The organism is Variovorax sp. JS1663 (assembly GCF_002157355.1).
Lineage (GTDB): Bacteria > Pseudomonadota > Gammaproteobacteria > Burkholderiales > Burkholderiaceae_C > Variovorax.
This window is the reverse complement of sequence record NZ_LYMK01000011.1, coordinates 121,339-145,011: the sequence shown is the minus strand read 5'-3', so window position 1 is coordinate 145,011 and position 23,673 is coordinate 121,339. Positions and strand designations below refer to the sequence as shown.

The window sequence follows — 23,673 nt, the reverse complement described above, 5'->3', positions numbered from 1 at the left end:
TCAGGCCGCCGGCTGCGGGCCGACGTACCAGCGGGTGGCGATCAATTCCGGCTCCTCGTGCGCCTGCAGCCGCGCCCAGTGGCGGTCGGCGTCCTCGACGAAGAGGTCGCGCGCGATCGCCTGGGCCAGGCGGGTGGCGCCGATCGCCAGGCCAGGGATGTCGCCGGCCAGCGCGCCGTGGCTCATGGTGGCGCCCCAGTTGAAGAGGCGCATGCGTCCGAGCGCTTCGGCTTGGTCGCGCGGGCCGTCACCCCGGCCGCGCAGCTCGAAGCCCGTGCCCAGGTAGGGAAAGCGCGCCGGTTCGGGGTGGCGCCGGGCCTCCTCGGACGAGACGTGGCGGGCCCAGGTGTCGATGCTCGGCGTATAGGGCGCGATTTCGGGCCGGTCCAGCAGGTCGACGTCGAAGCCGGTGCCGAAGATCACCGCATCGAGGCGCTCGCTGCCGCCATCGGGCAGCGCCACGGTCACGCCCTCGGCATCGGGCGCCACGTCCAGCCACGGCGTGCCCAGGCGCAGCGTGAAGGCGGTGTGCGCATCGCAGCGGCGCACGCTCTCCCAGGGCGGGGGCACCTGCTCGTCGAAGATGTAGGTGTAGACGCGCCACTTGCGCGCATCGTCCAGTCCCTCGAAGCCGCGCAGGAAGCCGTGGCTGGAGGCGGCCTTGCTCTTGTTCACCTGCGGCAGCTGCGGCCGGCGCGCGAAGAGCTGCACCTGCGCCGCGCCGGCCTCCAGCGCGCTGCCGGCGTTGTCGAAGGCCGAGGCGCCGGCGCCCAGCACGCCGATGCGCCGCCCGGCCAGGGCGGCGAAGTCGATCGCGTCGGCCGAATGGAAAACCCGGCCGGCTGCATGCGGATCGCCGCGGCGCAGCGAGGGGAAGTCGGGCCAGCGCGGCGCGCCGCTGCCGTCGCGGCCCAGCGCCAGCACCAGCTGGCGGGCACGCACCGTCTCGCGGCGTCCATCGGGGCCTTCCAGTTCCAGCGCCAGCAGCCGGCCATCCCCGAGGTGGGAGACGGACCGCAACGCGACGCCGTTGTCCACCTGCAGGCCGGCCGTGTCGCGCACCCACAGCAGGTAGTCGCGCCAGTCGATGCGGCCGATCTTGTGCAGCGCCTGCCAGCCTTCGGCGCCGTGCTGCGCCTCGTACCAGGCGCGGAAGGACAGCGAGGGCACGCCCAGCTCCGGCCCGCCCACCTGCTTGGGGCTGCGCAGGGTCAGCATGCGCGCGTAGGTGCCCCAGGGGCCTTCCTCGCCGCGCGCGGCGCGGTCGATCACGCGGATGTTCGTCACGCCCTCGCGGCGCAGCGCGAAGGCCGCGGTCTGGCCGCACATGCCGGCGCCGGCCACCAGCACGTCGAGCACGGGCGCGTCATCGGTGGCCGAGGTGTCGGGCAGCATCCAGGCTGCTGGCGGGATGTTGACGCGCTCGAGGTCGGCGCGCGCCTGCGCGGCGAGCGCGTCCAGGGCGGCGGGATCGCGCGGGCTGGCGGTGAACTGCGGGGGCACGGGCGGCAGCGCGGCGGATGAGAAGGGTGCGGACATGGGGCTGAAGATAATCCAGAAGATGATCGCCCTCGATTGCTACTACAGCCTCTCCTCGCCCTGGGCCTACCTCGGCGGCCCGCAACTGCAGGACATCGTGCGCCGCCACCACGTGCGCCTCGTGCTCAAGCCCTACGACTTCCAGGCCGTGGTGCCGCAGACCGGCGGCATCCCGCTCAAGACCCGTCCGGAGGCACGCCGCAGCTACCACGCGCTCGAGCTCGCGCGCTGGCGCGATCATCTGGGCATGCCGCTGGTGCTGGAGCCGGCGCACTATCCCAAGGGGCCGCCGTCCGACCCGGACTGGAACAAGTACGCCGGCTGGATGGTGATCGCGGCGCAGCTGCAGGGGCTGGATGCGCAGCCGCTGTCGCACGCGCTGCTGCGCGCGCTGTGGGCCGAGGAGCGCGACACCTCCGACCCGAAGGTGCGCATCGCGGTCGCCGACGAGAACGGCTACGACGGCGCCGCCTTGCACGCGCTGGAGCGCGCGCCGGAAACCCAGGCGGCCTACCGCGCCTACAGCGAGGAGGCGGTCGCGCTGGGCGTGTTCGGCTCGCCGACCTTCGTGCTGGAAGGCGAGCGCTTCTGGGGCCAGGACCGCCTGGTCTTCCTCGACCGCGCGCTGGACCGCCTGCGCCGCTGATACGGGCATCGGCCGCGGCGGATAATCCCCCGATGCGAATCCGCTTCACCAAGATGCAGGGCGCCGGCAACGACTTCGTCGTGCTGGACGAGACCCGCAGCCCACTGGGCCTGAGCGCGGGGCAGTACCGCTTCCTGGCCGACCGCCATTTCGGCGTCGGCGCCGACCAGATCCTGAGCGTGCGGCCCTCGCCGGCCGCGGGCATCGATTTCCAGTACGTGATCCACAATGCCGACGGCGGCGAGGTCGAGCAGTGCGGCAACGGCGCGCGCTGCTTCATGCGCTTCGTGCGCGAGCAGGGCCTGACCGACAAGGATGCGGTGCGCGTGCAGACGCTCTCCGGCGTGATCGAGCCGCAGATGGGCGCCGATGGCCGCGTGACGGTGGACATGGGCGCGCCCATCTTCGAGCCGCAGCGTGTGCCCTTCGACACCGCCGGCCTCGACCCGCAGCACGACAACGGCTGGCACACCTGGCATCTCACCCTCGGCACGCATGCCGAGAGCGCGAAGGTGTCGGTCGCGGTGCTGTCGATGGGCAATCCGCACGCGGTGCAGATCGTGCCCGACGTCGACTCCGCGCCGGTGGCGAAACAGGGGCCTGCCATCGAGCACCACTCGCGCTTTCCGCAGCGCGTCAACGCCGGCTTCATGCAGATCGTGGACCGCACGCACGTGCGCCTGCGCGTCTTCGAGCGCGGTGCCGGCGAGACCCTGGCCTGCGGCACCGGCGCCTGCGCGGCCGTGGTGGCGGGCATCCGGCTCGACCGTCTCGACAATCGGGTCGACGTCCAGACCCGCGGCGGCCTGCTGACCATCGAGTGGGCCGGCGGCGACGCGCCGGTGCTGATGACCGGCCCCGCCGTCACCGTGTTCGAGGGCGACATCGAAGTACCGGACGCCGCATGAATTCCATCCATCAAGCCGCCATGAATCCCATCACCGAAGACGACATCGCCAACTACCTCGCGAACACACCCGACTTCTTCGAACGCCATGCCCAACTGCTGTCGCAGGTGCAGCTCACCAGCCCGCACGGCACGCGCGCGGTGAGCCTGCAGGAGCGCCAGGCCGAAATGCTGCGCGAGAAGATCAAGGCGCTGGAGCACCGGGTGATGGACATGGTGCGCCACGGCACCGAGAACGTGGTCACGGCCGACCGCCTGCAGCGCTGGACGCGCGGCCTGCTGACCACGCGGGACCCGCGCTCCCTGCCCACCCGCATCGCGGGCGACCTGCAGACGTTGTTCATGGTGCCGCAGGTCGCGATCAAGGTCTGGGACTGCGACGGCAGCTACGCGAGCGAGCCCTACGCCCAGCAGGCGAGCGAGGACATGAAGGCGCTGGCCACCTCGCTGACCGCGCCCTACTGCGGCCTCAATTCCGGCTTCGACGTGGCCGGCTGGCTGGCGGAGCCGCAGGCGGCGGTGTCGATCGCGCTGATCCCGCTGCGGCCCGAGCCCGACGCGCCGGCTTTCGGCCTGCTGGTGCTGGCGTCGCCGGACGCCCAGCGCTTCCACGCCGACATGGGCACCGATTTCCTGGAGCGCATTGCCGAGCTGGCCTCGGCCGCCCTGTCGCGCCTGCGTTCTTGATCGCGCGGCTCCAGCGCGCGCTCCCGGCCGCGCTGGCCGTGCTGCTGGTCGGCTACCTTGTGATCTACGCCGTGATCTGGCGCGAGGCGCGTGCGCGTCTTGCGCACCCGCCGGCACAGCCCGCCGACGTGGCGCTGGTGCTCGGCAACCGCGCGTACCGTGACGGCCGGCCCAATCCCTGCCTGACCGGGCGCGTCGATGCCGCCATCGCGCTGGCACGCGCCGGGGTGGTGCGGCAACTGCTGTTCTCCGGCGGCGTGGACCGGGAGGACGGGCGCATCGAGGCCGAGGTGATGCGGCAGCACGCGCAGGACACGGGCTACGAAGGCGCGGTGCTGCTGGAGCCGGTATCGCAGTCCACGCGCGAGAACCTTTCGATGTCGCGTCCGCTGTTGGAGGCGGCGGGTGCACGGCGCGTGATCGTCGTCACCGAGCCCTACCACCTGTGGCGGGTGCGCCGCCTGGCGCAGGCGGCCGGCTTCGACCGCCGTTTCGAGGTGCAGTACGCGGCCGCACCCACCACCTGCTGGCAGCGCTGGGGCATGGTCTTCCGAGGCGCATTGCGGGAGCCGCTGGCCATCGTGAACAATGCGGCGAATGGCTACCTCCACTGAATCGCCGCTCATCGAGAAATACCTCGAGCACGTGCGGGTCGAGCGCCGGCTCGCGGCGCGCACCGTGGAGCTCTACTCGATCCACCTGAGGACACTGGCCGAGAAGGCCCAGGCGGCCGGCCAGGCGCTGGATCGGGTCCAGACCGCGCACGTGCGCCGCTGGATGGCGCAACTGCACAGCGCGGGCCACGAGTCGCGTGGCATCGCGCTGGTGCTGTCCTGCTGGCGCAGCTTCTATCGCTGGCTGGGCCATGAGGGGCTGGTGGGCTCGAACCCGGTGCAGGACGTGCACGCGCCCAAGGCCGGCCGGCCGCTGCCGAAGGCGCTGGCGGTAGACGAGGCGGTGCAGCTCGCCGAATGGCACGACGAGGAGGCCGACCCCTGGACCGAGGCGCGCGACCGCGCCATCGTCGAGCTGCTCTACGGCTGCGGCCTGCGCGTGGGCGAGCTGACGGGGCTGGACCTGCGCGCTGGCGTCACCGCCCTCGGCTGGGTCGACCTCGACGCGAAGGAGGCCAGCGTGCTCGGCAAGGGCAGCAAGCGCCGCATCGTGCCCGTAGGCGCCAAGGCGGCCGAGGCGCTCGCGGGGTGGATCGCCGTGCGCGAGCAGTGCGCCGCGCTACCGGCCGCGCGGCTGCGCGATCCGGCCGCGGCCGCCGCGCTCTTCATCGGCCGCAACGGCACGCGCCTGTCGGCCCAGTCCGTCTGGCGCCAACTGCGCCGACGCGGCCTGAATGCGGGACTGGCCGCGCCGGTGCATCCGCACATGCTGCGCCATTCCTTCGCCAGCCACGTGCTGCAGTCCAGCAGCGACCTGCGCGCGGTGCAGGAACTGCTGGGCCACGCCAACATCTCGACCACGCAGGTCTACACCCGGCTGGATTTCCAGCACCTGGCCAAGGCCTACGACGCCGCGCATCCGCGGGCCAAGGCGCGCGAGGAGCGCCCGGCCGCGACCCCCAAGAAAGCGAAATGAAAGTCTTGCGCCTCCGGCCCGGCAAGGAACGCTCACTGCTGCGCCGCCATCCCTGGGTCTTCGATTCCGCCATCGCCAAGGGCGGCGGCGATGCCGGCGAGACCGTGCGCATCGAGGCCGAGGACGGCCGTTTCCTCGCCTGGGCGGCCTTCAGCCCGCATTCCAAGATCCGCGCGCGGGCCTGGAGCTTCGACGAGAAGCAGCGCATCGACGCGGCCTTCTTCGCGTCGCGCGTGGCGGCCGCGGTGGCGGCGCGGCAACTGTTCGACCTGCAGAGCGACGGCGTCCGCCTGATTCACGGTGAGGCCGACGGGCTGCCGGGCTTGATCGTCGACCGCTACGGCGACACGCTGGTGGCGCAATTCCTGTCGGCCGGTGCCGAGCGCTGGAAGGCGGTGCTGGCCGATGCGCTGCTGGCCGCCACCGGGCTCGCGAAGCTGTACGAGCGCTCCGACGCCAGTGGCCGCGAGCGCGAGGGCCTGCCGCCGGTGGCCGGCTGGCTGCGCGGCAGCGGGCCGACCGAGCTCGCGATCCGCGAGCACGACTGGCAGCTCACGCTGGACATCGCCACCGGCCACAAGACCGGCTTCTACCTCGACCAGCGCGACAGCCGCCAGCGCTTTGCCGAGCTGGCGCGGCAGCGGCGCTTCCGCCGCGTGCTCAACTGCTTCTGCTACACCGGCGGCTTCACCGTCGCGGCCCTGGCCGGCCTGAAGGCGGCCGGTGCGCTGGAGGGCGCGGCGCTGCTGTCGATCGATTCGTCCCTGCCGGCGCTGGAGCGCGCGCGGGCGCATGTGGCGCTGAACGGCTTCGCCGGCGCGGCCACCGAATTCCTGGACGCCGACGTCAACGCCTCGCTGCGCCGCTTTCTCGACGAGGGGCGGCGTTTCGATGCGATCGTGCTGGATCCACCCAAGTTCGCACCCACCGTGGCCCATGCCGAGCGCGCGGCCCGGGCCTACAAGGACCTCAACCGGCTGGCGCTGAAGCTGCTTGAGCCCGGCGGTGTGCTGCTGACCTTTTCATGCTCCGGCGGCATCGGCGCCGACCTGTTCCACAAGATCGTGGCGTCCGCCGGCATCGACGCCGGGGTGGACGGCTACATCAGCGAACGCCTGGGCGCCGCGCCGGATCATCCGATGACCATCGAATTCCCCGAGGGCGAGTACTTGAAAGGCCTGGTGGTGGTGCGTAAATAGCCACCTGCGCGCCTTTGCCCTTGCCGGAGCGGGGCCGGGGACGCGTCGCTAAACTTTCCGCCTTTCCCCTTGTCCCCCATTCCGGAGCATCCATGGCCCTCATCCCCGCCACCATCCTCACCGGCTTCCTCGGCTCCGGCAAGACCACGTTGCTCAAGCGCATCCTGACCGAGGCGCACGGCCAGAAGATCGCCGTGATCGAGAACGAGTTCGGCGAGGAGAACATCGACAACGACATCCTCGTCACCGAGTCCAAGGAGCAGATCGTGCAGATGAGCAACGGCTGCATCTGCTGCACCATCCGCGAGGACCTGCGCGAGGCCCTGCAGCTGCTGGCGGCCAAGAAGCGCAAGGGCCTGCTGGACTTCGACCGCGTGGTGATCGAGACCACCGGCCTGGCCGACCCGGGCCCGGTGGCCCAGACCTTCTTCATGGACGACGAGATCGCCGAGAGCTACCTGCTCGATTCCATCCTCACCCTGGTGGACGCCAAGCACGCGCCGCAGCAGCTCAACGACCGGCAGGAAGCGCGCCGGCAGGTCGGCTTCGCCGACCAGATCTTCATCAGCAAGACCGACCTGGTCGCGCAGGAAGAGACCGAGGCGCTGATCCACCGCCTCAAGCACATGAATCCGCGCGCGCCGCAGCAGGCCGTGCATTTCGGTGATGTGCCGCTCAAGGATGTGTTCGACCTGCGCGGCTTCAACCTGAATGCCAAGCTGGACATCGACCCGGACTTCCTGAAGGAAGACGAGCACGACCATGACCATGAGCATGGCGAGCACTGCGACCACCCCTCGCACGCCCACGAGGGGCATGGCCACCACCATCACCACGACGACGACGTCAAGAGCTTCGTCTTCCGCGCCGACCGGCCCTTCGACCCGGCCCGGCTGGAGGACTTCCTGGGCGCCATCGTCAATATCTACGGCCCGCGCATGCTGCGCTACAAGGGCGTGCTGCACATGCAGGGCACGGAGCGCAAGGTGATCTTCCAGGGCGTGCACCAGCTCATGGGCAGCGACCTCGGGCCGGCCTGGGGGCCGGAGGAGAAGCGCAACAGCCGGATGGTGTTCATCGGCATCGACCTGCCGCGGGAAATCCTGGAGCAGGGGCTGGAGCAGTGCCTGGTTTGAACGCGGCGACCGCCGCCGCCGCCGGGCCGCCCCAAGGCGGCCGCGCCTCCCCCTCGGGGGGTGGAGTTACACGCAGCGAAGCGAAGTGAAAAGCCGGGGGGCTTTTTCTATACAATCGCGCGCCTGTTCCGGAGGCCATAGAACTTCTTCCCGGGACGTTGTGTGACTTTCGGCATGGAGCTGCGCACGTTTCCGGCTTGCGTTCGGGGGTATAACCCCCTGGTTCGCCATCGGCGGGCGCCCTGACAAGGCGGGGATCCGTGCAGCTTCCGGGCAGCGTGGTTCTCTTGGGGTGAATCCCCATTGAAAGCGTGTACCAGTTCGTCGAAGGAGCCAGTCACCGTGAAGAAACCAGTCGCCCAGGCACAGCCCGTCTCCAAGCCGGCCGTCAAGAAGACGGCTGTCGCGAAGCAGGCCGTGCCCGCGAAGAAGGTTTCCTCGTCCCAGTCCCCGAAGCCTGCCGCGTCGTCGAAGTCTGCCGCGGGCACTTCCTCAACCAAGGCGGCCGACACCCACGCCCCCGCTCCCGTTTCATCGACTCACGTTAAAAAGGCGGCTGCGGCCGCCGCGGCGACACCTGCTATGACTACTCCGACCACCCCCACCAGCCCCCCTTCCTCCACCGAGGCCGCTCCCACCCGCAGCGGGCGCCCTTCGTCGCGGTTGTCGCAAGTGACCGTGCCGTCGATGCCGCAATCGGTGGCGTCCACGGCCGCGAAGTCCAGCTTCGTGCAGGTCACCAGCAATCCGCTGGTGCCGCCGCCGCCCCTCGCGGTCAAGAAAGACCCGAAGCTGGCCAACAACTGGAAGACCAAGACGCCGGAAGAGCTGACCGACGCCGAGGTGATCGCGATGCCGGACTCGGAGTACATGAACGACAAGCAGATGGCCTTCTTCCGCCTGAAGCTGCAGGCGCTCAAGCGCGGCATCCTGGAGAACGCGGGCGAGACCACCGAGCACCTGCGCGAGGACACCGTGGTGGTGCCCGACCCGGCCGACCGCGCCACCATCGAGGAAGAGCACGCCCTGGAACTGCGCACGCGCGACCGCGAGCGCAAGCTGCTCAAGAAGATCGAGCAGTCGATCCAGCGCATCGATGCCGGCGACTACGGCTACTGCGACGAGACCGGTGAGCCCATCGGCGTCGGCCGCCTGTTGGCGCGTCCGACCGCGACGCTGTCGCTCGAGGCGCAGCAGCGCCGCGAGCTCAAGCAAAAAATGTTTGGCGACTGAACGCTGGCAGGCGAAGCGGAGTCGTTGCGGATGGCCAAGGAAGACACGGGGCGGCTGCTGTCGAAGGTGGCGAAGTTCGTTCGCAATCCGCTCAAGGATTGGTCCGAGCTCGACGCCGACGAGGCGTCGTCGGTGGACAACGGCTACAGCCGGGAAATGCTCAAGGAGATGATCGAGCGTCGGCAGCGCAACGACTTCGTGCGCCGCCGCGAGTTCGACATGCTGCGCAAGCTGCGCCAGCGCGAGGCCGCCGGCGGGCGCGATGCGGCGGGAACACCGTCTTCCTTCAATGTCAGCAGCACCTCCGGCAAGACCGAGGGCCGGGCCCTCACGCTCAAGAAGATCGCCGAGATCGAAGAGCAGATGTCGCAGCAGTGGTGGAAGAACCGCGCCCCCGGTGGCGGCCACGCTGCCGATGGCAAGGCCAGCGCCAGCGGCGACATGGCGGCTCAGCATGCGCGTGCCTATGCCGACACGATGCCCGGCGTGCCGCCGCAGGGCGTAGCGGTCCAGGGTGCCGCGACTCCGTCTCTCTCGGACGGCTGCATCGAGGAGGCGGCGATCCGCTTCGCCCACGGCGATGATGCCGGTGCCGAGGCCATCCTGCTGCAGGCGCTGGCGCCCGAGGCGCCCAGCGCCGACCACGACGACAACTGGCGGACCCTGCTCGACTTCTATCGCGCCATCGGCGATGCCGAGAAATTCTCCGCTGCTGCGACGCGCTACGCGCAGCGCATGAAGCGTGCCGCGCCCGAATGGGTCTCGCTGCCCGCGATGGCGCAGCGCGCGCAAGCCGAGGCGGCGGCGAGCAGTGCGCCGCCGGCGGCACCGTCCGGCGGTTGCGACTGGTCCAGTCCTCCGGTGCTCAACCGCGAAGGGCTGCTCGGCCTGACGCGTGCGCTGTCCGCGGCCGGGCCGGTCTGGAAGCTGGACTGGAGCGTGCTCGACGCGGTCGAGCCCGATGCTGCCGCCCCGCTGCGCGCGCTGTTCAACCATTGGGCCGACTCTGCGGTGCAACTGCGCTTCGCCGGCAGCGATCGCCTGCTGATCGCGCTGACCGAGGCCACCCCGGTCAACGAACGCCGGGTCGATGCGATCTGGTGGCAATTGCACATGGCGGCGCTGCGGGTCATGCACCGGGCCGATGAATTCGAGCTGCTGGCGCTCAACTACTGCATCACCTACGAGGTCTCGCCGCCGCCCTGGGAAGACCCGAAGGGCGATTTCGGCGAACTGGAGCCGCCGGCTTCCTCCGGTTTCCAGGTCTCGTCGCGGGACGAACTGTCCGCTGCCGCGCTGCCCGCCGCCGTGCCGGGCCGGGGCCTGCTGGCCGGGGAGCTGGCCGGCGAATCGCTGCCGATCTGGGAACGCCTCGATGCCGAGCTGGCCCGCTCGCAGGGCCTGACCATCTCCTGCGCGGCGCTGGTGCGCATCGATTTCACCGCGGCCGGCACCCTCCTGAACTGGGTCACCGAGCGCGATGCGCGCGGCCAGCGCGTCGCCTTCGCCGACGCGCATCGCCTGATCGCCGCCTTCTTCGGGGTGATCGGGATCGCGGACCACGCCGAGGTCGCGATCCGGCTGAATTAGCTCTCCCCCAGGCTCCCCCACTGCGTGTGGTCCGCCAACCCCCTCGCCGGGGGCAACACCAGCGGCCCGGCAAAGCCGGTTCCGCGGTGTTCCCCGAATGTCCATTCGAGCTTCGTGCGTCGCGGGAAGCGCGACGCTTTTTCCGCTTGCATTCAGGCAGGCCATCGCCATATTGCTTCGATGGAACAATTTCACGGAACCACGATCATCAGCGTGCGCCGCAAGACCCCGAACGGCGATCAGGTCGCGATCGGCGGCGACGGCCAGGTCACCCTCGGCAACATCGTCATCAAGGGCAGCGCGCGCAAGGTGCGCCGGCTCTACCAGGGCAAGGTACTGGCGGGTTTCGCCGGCGCCACCGCCGATGCATTCACCCTGTTCGAGCGCTTCGAGGGCAAGCTCGAGAAGCACCAGGGCCACCTGGCGCGCGCCGCCATCGAGCTGACCAAGGACTGGCGCACCGACCGCGTGTTGCGCCGCCTGGAGGCCATGCTGGCCGTGGCCGATGCCCACAGCTCGCTGATCATCACCGGCAACGGCGACGTGCTGGAGCCTGAGAACGGGATCATCGCCATCGGTTCCGGCGGCGCCTATGCGCAGGCTGCGGCCAAGGCGCTGATCGACCACACCGACCTGAGCGCCGCCGACGTCGTCAAGCGCTCGCTCGAGATTGCAGGCGAGCTCTGCATCTACACCAACATGCACCACACCATCGAGAGCCTGTGAGCCCAGCGAGTCCCCCCATGCCCATGACCCCACAGGAAATCGTCTCCGAACTCGACAACCACATCGTCGGCCAGCCCGACGCCAAGCGCGCGGTGGCGATCGCGCTGCGCAACCGCTGGCGCCGCCAGCAGGTCGACGAGAAGCTGCGCTCCGAGATCACGCCCAAGAACATCCTGATGATCGGCCCCACCGGCGTGGGCAAGACCGAGATCGCGCGCCGTCTGGCGCGGCTGGCGGACGCGCCCTTCATCAAGGTCGAGGCCACCAAGTTCACCGAGGTCGGCTATGTGGGCAAGGATGTGGACTCCATCGTCCGCGACCTGGCTGAGATCGCCGTCAAGCAGACGCGCGAGAGCGAAAGCGCCAAGGTCCGCATGCGCGCGGAGGACGGCGCGGAGGAACGCATTCTCGACGTGCTGCTGCCCCCGGCCCGCACCGCCGATGGCTCCTCGACGGCCGATGCCAACAACGCCACCCGCCAGGCCTTCCGCAAGAAGCTGCGCGAGCATCAGCTCGACGACAAGGAGATAGAGATCGAGCTGGCCGAGGCGCGCGCGCCGCTGGAGATCATGGGTCCCGCCGGCATGGAAGACATGACCGAGCAGCTGCGGGGCATGTTCGGCCAGCTGAGCCAGGGGCGGCGCAAGACGCGCAAGCTCAAGATCGGCGAGGCCATGCGCCTCCTGATCGACGAGGAGGCGGCCAAGCTGCTCAACGAGGACGAGGTCCGCGCCCAGGCCATTCAGAACGCCGAGCAGAACGGCATCGTCTTCATCGACGAGATCGACAAGGTCGCCACCCGCAGCGAGGCGCAGGGCGCCGACGTGTCGCGCCAGGGCGTACAGCGCGACCTGCTGCCGCTCGTCGAGGGCACTGCGGTGAGCACCAAGTACGGCGTGGTGCGCACCGACCACATCCTCTTCATCGCCAGCGGCGCCTTTCACCTGAGCAAGCCCAGCGACCTGATCCCGGAGCTGCAGGGCCGTTTCCCGATCCGGGTCGAATTGGGCTCGCTGTCGGTGGCGGACTTCGAGAGCATCCTGACCCAGACCCGCGCCTCCCTGGTCAAGCAGTACCAGGCGCTGTTGGCGACCGAAGGCGTGACGCTGGAGTTCACGCCCGAGGGCATCACCCGCCTGGCCAGCATCGCCTTCGAAGTCAACGAGCGCACCGAGAACATCGGCGCCCGGCGGCTGTCCACCGTCATGGAGCGGCTGCTGGACGAAGTGAGCTTCGACGCCGCCAAGCTCGAAGGCCAGACCGTGCGCATCGATGCGGCGTACGTGGATGCGCGTCTCTCGGCACTAAGTCACGACGAAGACCTCTCCCGATTCATCCTCTGATCGGCTTTTTGCACCTGTACGGCTCATGCATCACATTCATTGCGTGAGCTAAGTACTTCATTTGCAACGGAATTCAGTGTTTTCTGCTCTTCAAAAACACCGCTAAGTCGTTGATTCCATTACAAAAAATAGCCGCGACGCTCCGTTGCGTGGTAGGTGTTTCCTGCTACAGTGCAAAAAAGTGCAGTTAAGTGGGAAAAAGTGTCCGTTCGTGCCTCGCCGAGGTGCGCGGCACCTCCCGACACAGGGGTTTCGCGGTCGTGTTTCAAGGGGCTTCATCGCTCAGTCTCGATGCCAAGGGGCGGCTTTCCGTGCCGACCCGGCATCGTGACGTCCTGAGCGCGACTGCCGCCGGTCAGCTCACGATCACCAAGCACCCGCACGGCTGCCTGATGGTGTTCCCGCGTCCGGAGTGGGAGAAATTCCGCGAACGCATCGCCCAGCTGCCAATGTCGGCACAGTGGTGGAAGCGCGTCTTCCTGGGCAATGCGATGGACGTGGAAATGGATGGCACCGGCCGCGTGCTGGTTTCGCCCGAGCTGCGTGCGGCCGCCGGCATCACGCGGGATGCGCTGCTGCTCGGCATGGGCAACCATTTCGAACTCTGGGACAAGGCCACCTACGACGCCAAGGAGGCCGAGGCCACCCAGGGCGAAATGCCCGATGTGTTCCAGGACTTCTCGTTCTGAGGCCCCCCGTGCAAGCGCCATGGAGCCATACGACCGTGTTGTTGAAGGAGGCGGTGGAAGCCCTCCTTCCCGGCACGCTGCCGGCCACCGGCACCTGGGTGGACGCCACCTTCGGCCGCGGAGGGCACTCGCGCGCCATCCTCGAGCGGCTGCCGGGAGGCGGCCGGCTGATCGCGTTCGACAAGGACGCGGAAGCGGTGGCCGAGGCAGCGCGCATCGAGGATGCGCGTTTTTCCATCCGGCACCAGAGCTTCGACCATCTGGGCGAGTTGCCCGCGTCGAGCGTGGCTGGCGTGCTGATGGACCTCGGCGTCAGCTCTCCCCAGATCGACAACCCCGTCCGGGGGTTTTCTTTTCGTTTCGACGGCCCGCTCGACATGCGCATGGACACCACGCGCGGCCAGAGCGTGGCCGAGTGGCTGGCGACGGCCGATACACAGCAGATTGCGGAGGTGATTCGTGACTATGGCGAGGAACGGTTTGCTGTTCAGATTGCAAAGGCGATTGCTGCTCGCCGACAGGAACGGGGCCCAGTTTCAACCACCGCCGAGCTGGCCGAGCTCGTGGCTGGCGCGGTCAAAACCCGCGAGCCGGGCCAGAACCCTGCAACGCGCACATTTCAGGCTCTTCGGATTTTCATCAATGCCGAGCTTGAAGAGCTGCAACAGGCGCTAGAGGCGAGCCTTTCCGTGCTGCAACCCCAGGGCCGCCTCGCGGTGATCAGCTTCCATTCGCTGGAAGACCGCATCGTGAAGCAGTTCATCGCCAGGCATTCGCGCGAGGTCTACGACCGCCGCGCGCCCTTTGCCGCGCCGCGGGCGATGAAGCTGCGCGCGGTCGGCCGCATCAGGCCGGGCCAGGCCGAGGTGGATGCAAACCCGCGTGCACGCAGCGCGATCCTGCGCGTAGCAGAACGCACCAACGAGGCGTGAACATGGTGCGCCTCAACCTCCTCCTGCTCATGGCCGTGCTGGCTTCGGCAATCTACCTGGTGCACACCCAGTACCTGTCGCGCCAGCTCTTCACCGAGCTGCACCGGGTGCAGAACGAGACGCGCCGGCTCGAGCTCGACCGCGACCGCCTGGAGGTGGAGAAGCGCGCCCAGGCCACGCCGCTGCGCGTGGAGCGGTTGGCCAAGGAGCAGCTGAAGATGCGCACCACCACGCCGGCCATCACGCAGTACGTGCGTGCCGACGGCACGGTGATTCCCGCGGTGGCGGCGCCCGCGCCGGCGCCCGGCACCCCGGTCGCGCGCGGCACGACCGCTGCCGGGCAGCGGGCCGCGACGACCGTTCCGGCGGCCAGGAGGAGCACGCCATGAGCAGCCGGCGCAGCGTGCAGTACACCACCAGCCCCCTGCTGGCGAGCAAGACGCCGGTCTGGCGCAGCAAGTTCATCGTCGGCGGCATTGCCTTCGGCTTCCTGGTGCTGGCCGGCCGCGCGGCCTACGTGCAGGTGGTCGGCAACGCCTTCTTCCAGCGCCAGGGCGAGGTGCGCTATGCGCGCACGCTGGAGCTGCCGGCCAACCGCGGCCGCATCCTCGACCGCAACGGCCTGCTGCTGGCCTCCAGCGTGGTGGCGCCCAGCATCTGGGCCATCCCCGAGGACATCGAGCGCGACGATCCCGCGGTCAAGGCCAAGCTGCGCCAGGCCGCCAAGCTGCTGGGCATGCCGCAGAAGGATTTCGACAAGAAGCTGGAGGACGAGGACAAGACCTTCGTCTGGATCCAGCGCCAGGTCGACGAGCCGATCGCCAAGCAGATCGCCGAGCTGAACATCAAGGGCCTCTACCAGCGCAAGGAATACAAGCGCCAGTACCCCGAGGGCGAGGCTGCGGCGCACGTGGTCGGCTTCACCAACGTCGAGGACAAGGGCCAGGAAGGCATCGAGCTCGCCTTCAACAACGACCTGGCCGGCAAGGCCGGTGCCAAGCGCGTGATCAAGGACCGGCTCGGCCGGGTGGTCGAGGGCATCGGCGAGCAGGTGCCGCCGGTGGACGGCAAGGACATCCAGCTCTCCATCGACAGCAAGGTGCAGTTCTTCGCCTACCAGAAGCTGCGCGACGCGGTGACCACCAACAAGGCCAAGGCCGGCAGCGTGGTGGTGCTGGACGCCGTTACCGGCGAGGTGCTGGCGCTGGCCAACTACCCCAGCTACGTGCCCGACAAGCGCCAGAACCTGACCGGCGAGCAGTTGCGCAACCGCGCGCTGACCGACACCTTCGAGCCCGGCTCGACCATGAAGCCCATCACCGTCGCGATGGCGCTGGAGGCCGGCCGCATCAAGCCGCTGACGCCGATCGACACCTCCCCCGGCCGCTACAGCATCGGCGGCTTCACGATCAGCGACACCCACAACTACGGGCTGCTGACGGTCGAAGGCGTGATCCAGAAGTCCAGCAACGTGGGCGCGCTGAAGATCGCCCAGAAGATGAGCCCGCACGAGATGTGGGACACCTACACCGCGCTGGGCTACGGCCAGAAGCCGCAGATCCAGTTCCCCGGCGCGGTGACCGGGCGGCTGCGCCCGTGGAAAGGCTGGAAGCCGGTGGAGCAGGCCACCATGGCCTATGGCTACGGCCTGTCGGCCTCGCTGTTCCAGATGGCGCATTCCTACACCGCGTTCGCCCACGACGGCGCCATCATTCCCGCCACCATTCTCAAGAGTCTAGATCCGGCGGTGGGCGTGAAGGTGTTCTCGGCGCAGAACGCGCTGGCGGTGCGCAAGATGCTGCAGATGGCCGCCGGCCCCGGCGGCACCGGCCAGCGCGCGCAGACCATCGGCTACTCGGTGGGCGGCAAGTCCGGCACCGCGCACAAGCAGGTCGGCAAGGGCTACGCCAGCAACAAGTACCGCTCCTGGTTCACCGGCATGGCGCCGATCGAGAAGCCGCGCATCATCGTGGCGGTGATGGTCGACGAGCCCAGCGCCGGCCAGTACTTCGGCGGACTGGTCGCGGCGCCCGTGTTCAGCGAGGTGGTGCAGCAGACGCTGCGCATGATGAACGTGCCGCCGGACCTGGCGGTCAAGCCGCTGGTCGTGACCAACGGCGTGGAGGAGAGTTTCTGATGCAGACGCTCCACACGCCTCTCGAGGCCGCGGCCTGGCTGAAGGCCCGCGTGCGCGGCGCACTGCACGCCGACAGCCGCCCGGTCGGCGCGGGTGACGGCTTCGTCGCCTGGCCCGGCGCGGCCACCGATGGCCGGCGCCATGTGCCGGCCGCGCTGGCGCAGGGCGCGGCCGCCTGCATGGTGGAAGCGGAGGGCGCCACGGCTTTCGGTTTCGATGAGGCGGACGAGCGCATCGCCCGCTACGCAGGCCTGAAGGCCGCCACCGGCCCGATCGCCGCGGCTTTCTACGACGATCCCTCGTCGCGGCTGGACCTGCTCGCCGTCACCGGCACCAACGGCAAGACCTCCACCGCCTGGTGGCTCGCGCAGGCGCTGGGCGCGCACGACGCGGCACGCCCCTGCGCAGTGGTGGGCACGCTGGGCATCGGCGTGCCGCCCGATCTCACCTACACCGGCCTCACCACGCCCGACCCCGTGATGCTGCAGCGCGAGCTGCGTGCCTTCGCCGACCGTGGCTTCGGCGCCTGCGCGATCGAGGCCTCATCCATCGGAATCGCCGAGCGCCGGCTCGACGGCACGCGCATCGCGGTGGCGGTGTTCACCAATTTCACCCAGGACCACCTGGACTACCACGGCAGCATGGATGCCTACTGGCAGGCCAAGGCCGCGCTGTTCCGCTGGCCCGGGCTGCGTGCCGCGGTGGTCAACATCGACGACGTGCACGGCGCCAGTTTGGTGGCCAACCTGGCCGAGCGTGGCGAAGGCGCGCCGGCGCTGTGGACCGTGTCGGCCGCGGGCGGGCGCGCGCGGCTGTCGGCGCGCGACATTGGCTATGGCGCCGAAGGCCTGCAGTTCACCGTGGTCGAGCAGGGCAGCGCGCCCGAGCGGCTTTCGACGCAGCTGATCGGCCAGTACAACGTGGCCAACCTGCTGGGCGTGCTGGGCACCCTGCGTGCGCTCGGCCTCACGCTGGCGGAGGCGGCCGCCGCTTGCGCCCGACTCGACAGCGTGCCGGGCCGCATGGAGCGCGTGAACGTGCCGGGCCGGCCGCTGGCCGTGGTCGACTATGCCCACACGCCCGATGCGCTGGACAAGGCGCTGGCTGGCCTGCGCCCGCTGGCGCGGCAGCGCGGCGGGCAGCTGTGGTGCATGTTCGGCTGCGGCGGCGACCGCGACAGCGCCAAGCGTCCAATGATGGCCGCGGTGGCCGAGAAGCAGGCCGACCGCGTGGTGCTGACCAGCGACAACCCGCGCAGCGAGAAGCCGGGCGCCATCATCAGCCAGATATTGCTGGGCCTCGCGCGCCCCGAGGCAGCCCAGGTCGAGCCCGACCGCGCCAAGGCCATCCAGGAGACCCTGGACCAGGCCGCGCCAGAGGACGTGGTCCTCCTGGCCGGCCGCGGCCACGAGGCCTGGCAGGAGATCGCGGGCGAGCGCATCGCGTTCTCCGACCGGGCGCATGCCATCGACGCGTTGACACAGAGGAGAAAGCCAGCATGAGCCGCCGGGCTGTCCCCAAGGCGAGTACCGCACCGCGCAGCGCGGAGGTGATCCGATGACCGCGCCGCAGGCAGAAGCACCCATGATGACGCTTCGCAAGGCGCAGGCCTGGGTTCCGGGCGCCCGCCTGGTCGGCGATCCCGACGTGGAAGTGCTGCGCGTGCACACCGACACGCGCACGCTGGCGTCCGGCGACCTGTTCGTCGCCCTCAAGGGCGAGCGCTTCGACGCCAACGACTTCCTGGCCGACGCGCGCGGGCGCGGCGCGGCCGCGGCCATCGCCCATCGCGGGCTGGAGGCGGCCGGCCTGCCCGGCCTGGAAGTGCCCGACACGCTCGCCGCGCTCGGTGCGCTGGCGCGCGGCTGGCGCGCGCAGTTCGAGCTGCCGCTGGTGGCCGTCACCGGCAGCAACGGCAAGACCACGGTCACGCAGATGATCGCCTCCGTCCTGCGCGCGGCAGGCGTGGACCGGGCCCTGGCCACCATCGGCAACCTCAACAACGAGATCGGCCTGCCGCTGACCCTGCTGCGCCTGCGCGAGCGCCACCAGCTCGCGGTGGTCGAGCTGGGCATGAACCATCCGGGCGAGATCGCGCGGCTGGCCGCCATCGCGCAGCCCACCATCGGCCTGGTCAACAACGCCCAGCGCGAGCACCAGGAGTTCATGGCGACGGTGGAGGCGGTGGCGCGCGAGAACGGCGCCGTCTTCACCGCGCTGCCGGACAGCGGCACCGCCGTGTTCCCCTACGGCGACACCTTTACCGCGCTGTGGAACGAGATGGCGCACGAGGGCGCCTCGCGGCGCTGCCTGAGCTTCGGCGAGCAGTCCAATGCGGACATCGCGCTGGGCCGCGCCGAATGGAAGCAGGGCGCCTGGCATTTCGAGGCGCGCACGCCGCTGGGCGAGATCCGCTCCACGCTGCGCATCGCCGGCCGCCACAATGTGGTGAACGCGCTGGCCGCCATTGCCTGCGCGCTGGCCTGCGGCGTCTCGGTCGACAAGATCGCCGAGGGCCTGGCGGCCTTCGAGCCGGTCAAGGGCCGTTCGCGCGCGAGCGAGCTGAAGCTGGCCGACGGCCGCGCCATCACCGTGGTGGACGACAGCTACAACGCCAATCCCGATTCGGTCCGCGCCGCCGTCGACGTGCTCAGCGGCCTGCCGGGCCCGCGCCTGCTGGTGCTGGGCGACATGGGCGAGGTCGGCGACCGCGGTCCGCAATTCCACGCCGAGGTCGGCGCCTGGGCGGCCGAGCGCGGCATCGATGCCCTGTTCGCGCTGGGTGAGGCCTCGGTCCATGCCACCTCGGCCTACACCCGTGGCGGTGGCGCCGAGGCCCGGCATTTCAACGACGTCGACGCGCTCAACGCCGCCGTGCTGGCCCAGCTGCCGCGCACCGCGAGCGTGCTGGTCAAGGGCTCCCGCTTCATGCAGATGGAGCGCGTGGTCCAGGCCATCGCCGCCGGCGCGCCGTCGCAAGACAACAAAGAGGAGGGCGGCCATGCCGAATGAGCCGCGCGTGTTCGCATCATGCTGATGACCCTGGCTCAATGGCTGCAGACGGTCTCGCCGGAGCTCGGCTTCCTGCGCATCTTCCAGTACCTCACGTTCCGCGCACTGATGGCCGCGCTGACCGCGCTGCTGCTGGGCCTGGGCGCGGGTCCCTACGTGATCCGCCGGCTGGCCGCGCTCAAGATCGGCCAACCGGTCCGCGGCTATGCCATGGAGACGCACCTGAGCAAGAGTGGCACGCCCACCATGGGCGGCGTGCTGGTGCTGGTCTCGATCGCCATCGCCACGCTGCTGTGGTTCGACGTCTCCAACCGCTTCGTCTGGATCGTGCTGTGGGTCACGCTGGGCTTCGGTGCGATCGGCTGGGTCGACGACTGGCGCAAGGTGGTGCGCAAGGACCCGGAAGGCATGCGCTCCCGTGAGAAGTACATCTGGCAATCGATCGTCGGCCTGGTGGCCGCCTTCTATCTGCTCTTCAGCATCTCCGAGAGCTCCAACTGGCGCGTGCTCGAGCTCTTCTATGCCTGGGTGGGTTCCGGCTTCGACCTGGACTTCCCGCCCAAGATCAACCTGCTGGTGCCCTTCTTCAAGGAAGTGAGCTACCCGCTCGGCGGCATCGGCTTCGTGATCCTGACCTACCTGGTCATCGTGGGCGCCAGCAACGCGGTGAACCTGACCGACGGCCTCGACGGCCTGGCCATCATGCCGGTGGTGATGGTGGGCTCGGCCCTGGGCGTGTTCGCGTACGTGACCGGCAGCGCGGTCTATTCGCGCTACCTGCTGTTCCCGCACATCCCCGGCTCCGGCGAGCTGCTAGTGTTCTGCTCTGCCATGGCCGGCGCGGGCCTGGCCTTCCTGTGGTTCAACACCCATCCTGCCCAGGTCTTCATGGGCGACGTGGGCGCGCTCGCGCTGGGCGGCGCGCTGGGCACCATCGCCGTGATCGTGCGGCAGGAGATCGTGTTCTTCGTGATGGGCGGCATCTTCGTGGTCGAGGCGATCTCGGTGATGGCCCAGGTGACCTACTTCAAGTACACCAAGAAGCGTTTCGGCGAGGGCCGCCGGGTGCTCAAGATGGCGCCGCTGCACCATCACTTCGAGAAGAGCGGCTGGCGCGAGACCCAGGTGGTGGTGCGCTTCTGGATCATCACCATGCTGCTGTGCCTGGTGGGTCTTTCGACTTTGAAGCTGCGGTGACGGCGATGCGGCATCTTCAAGACCAACATGTGCTGATCCTGGGCCTGGGTGCGTCCGGCCTGGCGATGGCGCGCTGGTGCGCCCGCCATGGCGCCAAACTCACGGTGGCCGACACGCGCGAGGCGCCGCCCCAGCTGGAAGCCCTGCGCACCGAGCTGCCCGAGGCCGTTTTCGTCGGCGGGCCTTTCACGGCCGCGCTGGTCGAGGGCACGCTGGTGCGTGCGGTTTACCGGTCGCCGGGACTGTCGCCGGCCTCGATCGCACCGGTCGCCGATGCGGCGCGCGCAGTGGGCCTGCCGGTGGGCGGCGAGCTGGACCTGTTCGCGCAGGCGCTCGCGGATCTGCGCGTGGCCGAGAGTGCCGAGGAGCCCGTACCCTCCGACGCGCAGCAGGACCTGGAAGAAGTGCCCCCGGCCGCCGAAGTGGCGGCGCCCCACGAGGACGCAGCGCAGGCCGAAGTGCCGCCTGCCGAAGCAGCGGAGGAGGCCCGCGACGCACAAGCCGCACCCGTCGACGACGACGACGACGCCGAGGCACCGCCCCCAGCGCCCATGCCGGTGCCGCCGGCGCCGCGCGGCTACGAGCCCGCGGTCCTGGCCGTGACGGGCACCAACGGCAAGACCACCGTCACCGCGCTGACCGGCCAACTGGTCGCGCGCGCCGGCAAGACGGTCGCGGTGGCCGGCAACATCGGTCCGACCCTGCTCGACACGCTGGCCGCGCACATCGACGCCGGCACGCTGCCGGCGGTCTGGGTGCTGGAACTCTCCAGCTTCCAGCTCGACGGCGTGCAGGGCTTCGAGCCTACCGCCGCTACCGTGCTCAACCTCTCGCAAGACCACCTGGACTGGCATGGCGACATGGCCGCCTACGCCGCGGCCAAGAAGCGCATCTTCGGCGGCAAGGGCGTGATGGTGCTCAACCGTGAAGACGAAGCGGTGCTGGCGATGAAGCCTGCACCGGTCAAGCTGGCCAAGGGCCAGCAGCCGCGCAGCATCGTGAGCTTCGGCGCCGGCATGCCGCTGCGCCCGGGCGACTGGGGCATCGAGCGCATCAACGGCATGGCCTGGCTGGTGCGTGCCTTCGAGGCCGACGAAACGCAGAAGCGCAAGCGCGGTGCCGCGGCCGAGGAGGAAGAGCTGCACATCCAGCGCCTGATGCCGGCCGATGCGCTGCGCATCCGCGGCCGGCACAACGCGCTCAACGCACTGGCCGCGCTGGCGCTTGCCACCGCCGCGGGCTGCCAGCTCGGGCCCATGCTCTACGGCCTGCGCGAGTACCGCGGCGAGCCGCACCGGGTCGAGCCGGTGGCGATCGTGGACGAGGTCGAGTACTTCGACGACAGCAAGGGCACGAACGTGGGCGCCACGGTGGCCGCGCTCGCCGGCCTCGGCGAGGAGCGCCGCGTGGTGCTGATCCTGGGCGGTGAAGGCAAGGGCCAGGACTTCTCGCCGCTGGCCGCGCCGGTGCGCCAATATGCGCGCGCCGTGGTGCTGATCGGCCGTGACGCGCCGCTGATCGAGGCCGCGCTCGCGGGCACCGGCACCTCGCTGTCGCACGCCGGCTCGATGGAAGGGGCGGTCCGGGCCGCGGCCGGCCGTGCGCATCCCGGCGATGCGGTACTGCTGTCGCCAGCCTGTGCCAGCTTCGACATGTTCAAGGACTACGCGCACCGCGCCGCCGTCTTCTGCCAGGCTGTGCAGGACTGGGCCGAGGACCCGCGGGGCGCGGGGCTGGATGCAGCGAACGAGGAGGGGGATCGATGAGTTCCGCCGCCGCCGGTCCCGCCGCGACGCCCAACAAGCGCCCCGCCTTCTGGCAAGGGTGGTTCAGCCGCGCCAAGAGCGGCATGGACGCCCTGCCCATGCACCTGCCGGTGCGCCTGGGCAATGCCGGCATGACGCAGACCAAGGCCGCGCCGGTGCGCGTGCTGGGCTTCGACCAGGCGCTGGCCTGGGTCACGGTCGCGCTGCTGGCCTGGGGGCTTGTGATGGTGTATTCGGCCTCGATCGCGTTGCCCGACAACCCGCGCTTCGCGCGCGCGGGCTACAGCCCCGCCTACTTCCTGACCCGCCACGTGGCGTCCATCGTCATCGCCTTCGTCGCCGCGCTGCTGGCCTTCCAGGTGCCCATGCGCACCTGGGAGCGAGTGGCGCCCTGGCTCTTCGTCGCCTCGCTGCTGCTGCTGGTGGCGGTGCTGATCCCGCACATCGGCATCAACGTCAACGGCGCGCGCCGCTGGCTGCCGATGGGCTTCATGCGCTTCCAGCCCTCGGAGCTGGCCAAGCTCGCGATGATCATGTACGCCGCCAGCTACATGGTGCGCAAGATGGAGATCAAGGAGCGCTTCTTCCGCGCGGTGCTGCCCATGGGCGTCGCGGTGGTGGTGGTCGGCATGCTGGTGATGGCCGAGCCCGACATGGGCGCCTTCATGGTGATCGCGGTGATCGCGATGGGCATCCTGTTCCTGGGCGGCGTCAATGCGCGCATGTTCTTCCTGATCGCCGCGCTGGTAGTGGTCGCCTTCGGCACCATCGTCGCCTCCAGCCCGTGGCGGCGCGAGCGCATCTTCGCCTACCTCGACCCGTGGAGCGAGGAGCACGCGCTGGGCAAGGGCTACCAGCTCTCGCATTCGCTGATCGCCATCGGCCGCGGCGAGATCTTCGGCGTCGGCCTGGGCGGCAGCGTCGAGAAGCTGCACTGGCTGCCCGAGGCGCACACCGACTTCCTGATGGCGGTGATCGGCGAGGAATTCGGCCTGGTCGGCGTGCTGCTGGCCATCGGCCTGTTCCTCTGGCTCACCCGCCGCATCATGCACATCGGCCGCCAGGCGATCGCGCTGGACCGCGTGTTCGCCGGCCTGGTGGCGCAGGGCGTGGGCATCTGGATCGGCTTCCAGGCCTTCATCAACATGGGCGTGAACCTGGGCGCGCTGCCGACCAAGGGCCTGACCCTGCCGCTGATGAGCTTCGGCGGCTCGGCGATCCTGATGAACGTCGTGGCGCTCGCCGTGGTGCTGCGCATCGATTACGAGAACCGGGTTCTCATGCGGGGAGGCCGTGTATGAGCGCCGCGCAGGGCCGCCCCAAGCAAGCGAACGCCCCCTCGGC

21 protein-coding genes are annotated in these 23,673 nt (G+C 69.7%); 20 read left to right on the top strand and 1 reads right to left on the bottom strand.

All coding sequences use genetic code 11. The features are described 5' to 3' along the window. Entirely contained in the window at positions 1 to 1,539 is a 1,539-nt protein-coding gene (locus A8M77_RS12055) for an FAD/NAD(P)-binding protein (protein ID WP_086921730.1), read from the bottom strand. Between A8M77_RS12055 and A8M77_RS12050 the strand changes: the two genes are divergently transcribed. From A8M77_RS12050 to ftsW, 20 genes are all read left to right on the top strand, one after another. Then, entirely contained in the window at positions 1,538 to 2,185 is a 648-nt protein-coding gene (locus tag A8M77_RS12050; protein WP_238136792.1) for a 2-hydroxychromene-2-carboxylate isomerase, read from the top strand. The genes A8M77_RS12055 and A8M77_RS12050 overlap by 2 nt on opposite strands. A gap of 32 nt (positions 2,186 to 2,217) precedes the next feature. Then, positions 2,218 to 3,093 (top strand): diaminopimelate epimerase, encoded by an 876-nt coding sequence (dapF, locus tag A8M77_RS12045; protein WP_086921729.1) that lies wholly within the window; start codon positions 2,218 to 2,220, stop codon positions 3,091 to 3,093. Between the two features lie 20 nt (positions 3,094 to 3,113). Further along, on the top strand, positions 3,114 to 3,779 hold the full coding sequence (locus tag A8M77_RS12040) for a DUF484 family protein (RefSeq protein WP_192871591.1): 666 nt from the start codon (positions 3,114 to 3,116) through the stop codon (positions 3,777 to 3,779). Further along, positions 3,776 to 4,393 carry a YdcF family protein gene (locus tag A8M77_RS12035; protein ID WP_238136791.1) on the top strand — a complete coding sequence of 206 codons (618 nt, stop codon included), beginning with the start codon at positions 3,776 to 3,778 and terminating at the stop codon, positions 4,391 to 4,393. Before A8M77_RS12040 ends, A8M77_RS12035 begins: the two co-directional genes overlap by 4 nt. Then, positions 4,377 to 5,369 carry a tyrosine recombinase XerC gene (locus tag A8M77_RS12030; RefSeq protein ID WP_086921727.1) on the top strand — a complete coding sequence of 331 codons (993 nt, stop codon included), beginning with the start codon at positions 4,377 to 4,379 and terminating at the stop codon, positions 5,367 to 5,369. Before A8M77_RS12035 ends, A8M77_RS12030 begins: the two co-directional genes overlap by 17 nt. Continuing rightward, positions 5,366 to 6,568 (top strand): class I SAM-dependent rRNA methyltransferase, encoded by a 1,203-nt coding sequence (locus tag A8M77_RS12025; RefSeq protein WP_086921726.1) that lies wholly within the window; start codon positions 5,366 to 5,368, stop codon positions 6,566 to 6,568. Before A8M77_RS12030 ends, A8M77_RS12025 begins: the two co-directional genes overlap by 4 nt. A gap of 92 nt (positions 6,569 to 6,660) precedes the next feature. Continuing rightward, positions 6,661 to 7,704: a CobW family GTP-binding protein gene (locus A8M77_RS12020; protein WP_086921725.1), complete on the top strand. Its 1,044-nt coding sequence runs from the start codon at positions 6,661 to 6,663 to the stop codon at positions 7,702 to 7,704. Between the two features lie 582 nt (positions 7,705 to 8,286). After that, the gene (gene dksA / locus A8M77_RS36795) at positions 8,287 to 8,937 is read left to right on the top strand and encodes an RNA polymerase-binding protein DksA (RefSeq protein ID WP_337590015.1); all 651 of its coding nucleotides are present in this window, start codon (positions 8,287 to 8,289) and stop codon (positions 8,935 to 8,937) included. A gap of 30 nt (positions 8,938 to 8,967) precedes the next feature. Continuing rightward, positions 8,968 to 10,527 carry an STAS domain-containing protein gene (locus A8M77_RS12005; protein WP_086921722.1) on the top strand — a complete coding sequence of 520 codons (1,560 nt, stop codon included), beginning with the start codon at positions 8,968 to 8,970 and terminating at the stop codon, positions 10,525 to 10,527. Between the two features lie 180 nt (positions 10,528 to 10,707). Further along, on the top strand, positions 10,708 to 11,253 hold the full coding sequence (hslV, locus tag A8M77_RS12000) for an ATP-dependent protease subunit HslV (RefSeq protein ID WP_086921721.1): 546 nt from the start codon (positions 10,708 to 10,710) through the stop codon (positions 11,251 to 11,253). Between the two features lie 17 nt (positions 11,254 to 11,270). Then, positions 11,271 to 12,596 (top strand): ATP-dependent protease ATPase subunit HslU, encoded by a 1,326-nt coding sequence (gene hslU / locus A8M77_RS11995; RefSeq protein WP_086921720.1) that lies wholly within the window; start codon positions 11,271 to 11,273, stop codon positions 12,594 to 12,596. Between the two features lie 260 nt (positions 12,597 to 12,856). Continuing rightward, positions 12,857 to 13,285 carry a division/cell wall cluster transcriptional repressor MraZ gene (mraZ, locus tag A8M77_RS11990; protein ID WP_086921719.1) on the top strand — a complete coding sequence of 143 codons (429 nt, stop codon included), beginning with the start codon at positions 12,857 to 12,859 and terminating at the stop codon, positions 13,283 to 13,285. An 8-nt stretch (positions 13,286 to 13,293) separates the two neighbouring features. Next, the gene (rsmH, locus tag A8M77_RS11985) at positions 13,294 to 14,217 is read left to right on the top strand and encodes a 16S rRNA (cytosine(1402)-N(4))-methyltransferase RsmH (protein WP_086921718.1); all 924 of its coding nucleotides are present in this window, start codon (positions 13,294 to 13,296) and stop codon (positions 14,215 to 14,217) included. Between the two features lie 2 nt (positions 14,218 to 14,219). Beyond that, on the top strand, positions 14,220 to 14,606 hold the full coding sequence (gene ftsL / locus A8M77_RS11980) for a cell division protein FtsL (protein ID WP_086921717.1): 387 nt from the start codon (positions 14,220 to 14,222) through the stop codon (positions 14,604 to 14,606). Continuing rightward, positions 14,603 to 16,354 carry a peptidoglycan D,D-transpeptidase FtsI family protein gene (locus A8M77_RS11975; RefSeq protein WP_086921716.1) on the top strand — a complete coding sequence of 584 codons (1,752 nt, stop codon included), beginning with the start codon at positions 14,603 to 14,605 and terminating at the stop codon, positions 16,352 to 16,354. The genes ftsL and A8M77_RS11975 overlap by 4 nt, the downstream gene beginning before the upstream one ends. Next, complete coding sequence (locus tag A8M77_RS11970) at positions 16,354 to 17,856, top strand: UDP-N-acetylmuramoyl-L-alanyl-D-glutamate--2,6-diaminopimelate ligase (RefSeq protein WP_086921715.1); 1,503 nt, start codon at positions 16,354 to 16,356, stop codon at positions 17,854 to 17,856. The genes A8M77_RS11975 and A8M77_RS11970 overlap by 1 nt, the downstream gene beginning before the upstream one ends. A gap of 82 nt (positions 17,857 to 17,938) precedes the next feature. Then, a complete protein-coding gene (locus A8M77_RS11965) occupies positions 17,939 to 19,366 on the top strand; it encodes a UDP-N-acetylmuramoyl-tripeptide--D-alanyl-D-alanine ligase (protein WP_238136789.1) in 1,428 nt (475 codons plus the stop codon). 18 nt (positions 19,367 to 19,384) lie between these two features. Continuing rightward, positions 19,385 to 20,563, top strand: a complete 1,179-nt coding sequence (gene mraY, locus A8M77_RS11960) for a phospho-N-acetylmuramoyl-pentapeptide-transferase (RefSeq protein WP_086921713.1) — start codon at positions 19,385 to 19,387, stop codon at positions 20,561 to 20,563. Positions 20,564 to 20,568: 5 nt separating this feature from the next. After that, the gene (murD, locus tag A8M77_RS11955; protein WP_086921752.1) at positions 20,569 to 22,329 is read left to right on the top strand and encodes a UDP-N-acetylmuramoyl-L-alanine--D-glutamate ligase; all 1,761 of its coding nucleotides are present in this window, start codon (positions 20,569 to 20,571) and stop codon (positions 22,327 to 22,329) included. Then, positions 22,326 to 23,630, top strand: a complete 1,305-nt coding sequence (ftsW, locus tag A8M77_RS11950; protein ID WP_086921712.1) for a putative lipid II flippase FtsW — start codon at positions 22,326 to 22,328, stop codon at positions 23,628 to 23,630. The genes murD and ftsW overlap by 4 nt, the downstream gene beginning before the upstream one ends. Positions 23,631 to 23,673 lie beyond the last annotated feature (43 nt).

Bases quoted from the DNA above. Each gene is read 5' to 3' on its own strand.
- A8M77_RS12050 (WP_238136792.1), top strand. From the start codon at position 1,538: ATGGGGCTGAAGATAATCCAGAAGATGATCGCCCTCGATTGCTACTAC.
- A8M77_RS12055 (WP_086921730.1), bottom strand. From the start codon at position 1,539: ATGTCCGCACCCTTCTCATCCGCCGCGCTGCCGCCCGTGCCCCCGCAG.
- dapF (WP_086921729.1), top strand. From the start codon at position 2,218: ATGCGAATCCGCTTCACCAAGATGCAGGGCGCCGGCAACGACTTCGTC.
- A8M77_RS12040 (WP_192871591.1), top strand. From the start codon at position 3,114: ATGAATCCCATCACCGAAGACGACATCGCCAACTACCTCGCGAACACA.
- A8M77_RS12030 (WP_086921727.1), top strand. From the start codon at position 4,377: ATGGCTACCTCCACTGAATCGCCGCTCATCGAGAAATACCTCGAGCAC.
- A8M77_RS12025 (WP_086921726.1), top strand. From the start codon at position 5,366: ATGAAAGTCTTGCGCCTCCGGCCCGGCAAGGAACGCTCACTGCTGCGC.
- A8M77_RS12020 (WP_086921725.1), top strand. From the start codon at position 6,661: ATGGCCCTCATCCCCGCCACCATCCTCACCGGCTTCCTCGGCTCCGGC.
- dksA (WP_337590015.1), top strand. From the start codon at position 8,287: ATGACTACTCCGACCACCCCCACCAGCCCCCCTTCCTCCACCGAGGCC.
- A8M77_RS12005 (WP_086921722.1), top strand. From the start codon at position 8,968: ATGGCCAAGGAAGACACGGGGCGGCTGCTGTCGAAGGTGGCGAAGTTC.
- hslV (WP_086921721.1), top strand. From the start codon at position 10,708: ATGGAACAATTTCACGGAACCACGATCATCAGCGTGCGCCGCAAGACC.
- hslU (WP_086921720.1), top strand. From the start codon at position 11,271: ATGCCCATGACCCCACAGGAAATCGTCTCCGAACTCGACAACCACATC.
- ftsL (WP_086921717.1), top strand. From the start codon at position 14,220: ATGGTGCGCCTCAACCTCCTCCTGCTCATGGCCGTGCTGGCTTCGGCA.
- A8M77_RS11975 (WP_086921716.1), top strand. From the start codon at position 14,603: ATGAGCAGCCGGCGCAGCGTGCAGTACACCACCAGCCCCCTGCTGGCG.
- A8M77_RS11970 (WP_086921715.1), top strand. From the start codon at position 16,354: ATGCAGACGCTCCACACGCCTCTCGAGGCCGCGGCCTGGCTGAAGGCC.
- A8M77_RS11965 (WP_238136789.1), top strand. From the start codon at position 17,939: ATGATGACGCTTCGCAAGGCGCAGGCCTGGGTTCCGGGCGCCCGCCTG.
- mraY (WP_086921713.1), top strand. From the start codon at position 19,385: ATGCTGATGACCCTGGCTCAATGGCTGCAGACGGTCTCGCCGGAGCTC.
- murD (WP_086921752.1), top strand. From the start codon at position 20,569: ATGCGGCATCTTCAAGACCAACATGTGCTGATCCTGGGCCTGGGTGCG.
- ftsW (WP_086921712.1), top strand. From the start codon at position 22,326: ATGAGTTCCGCCGCCGCCGGTCCCGCCGCGACGCCCAACAAGCGCCCC.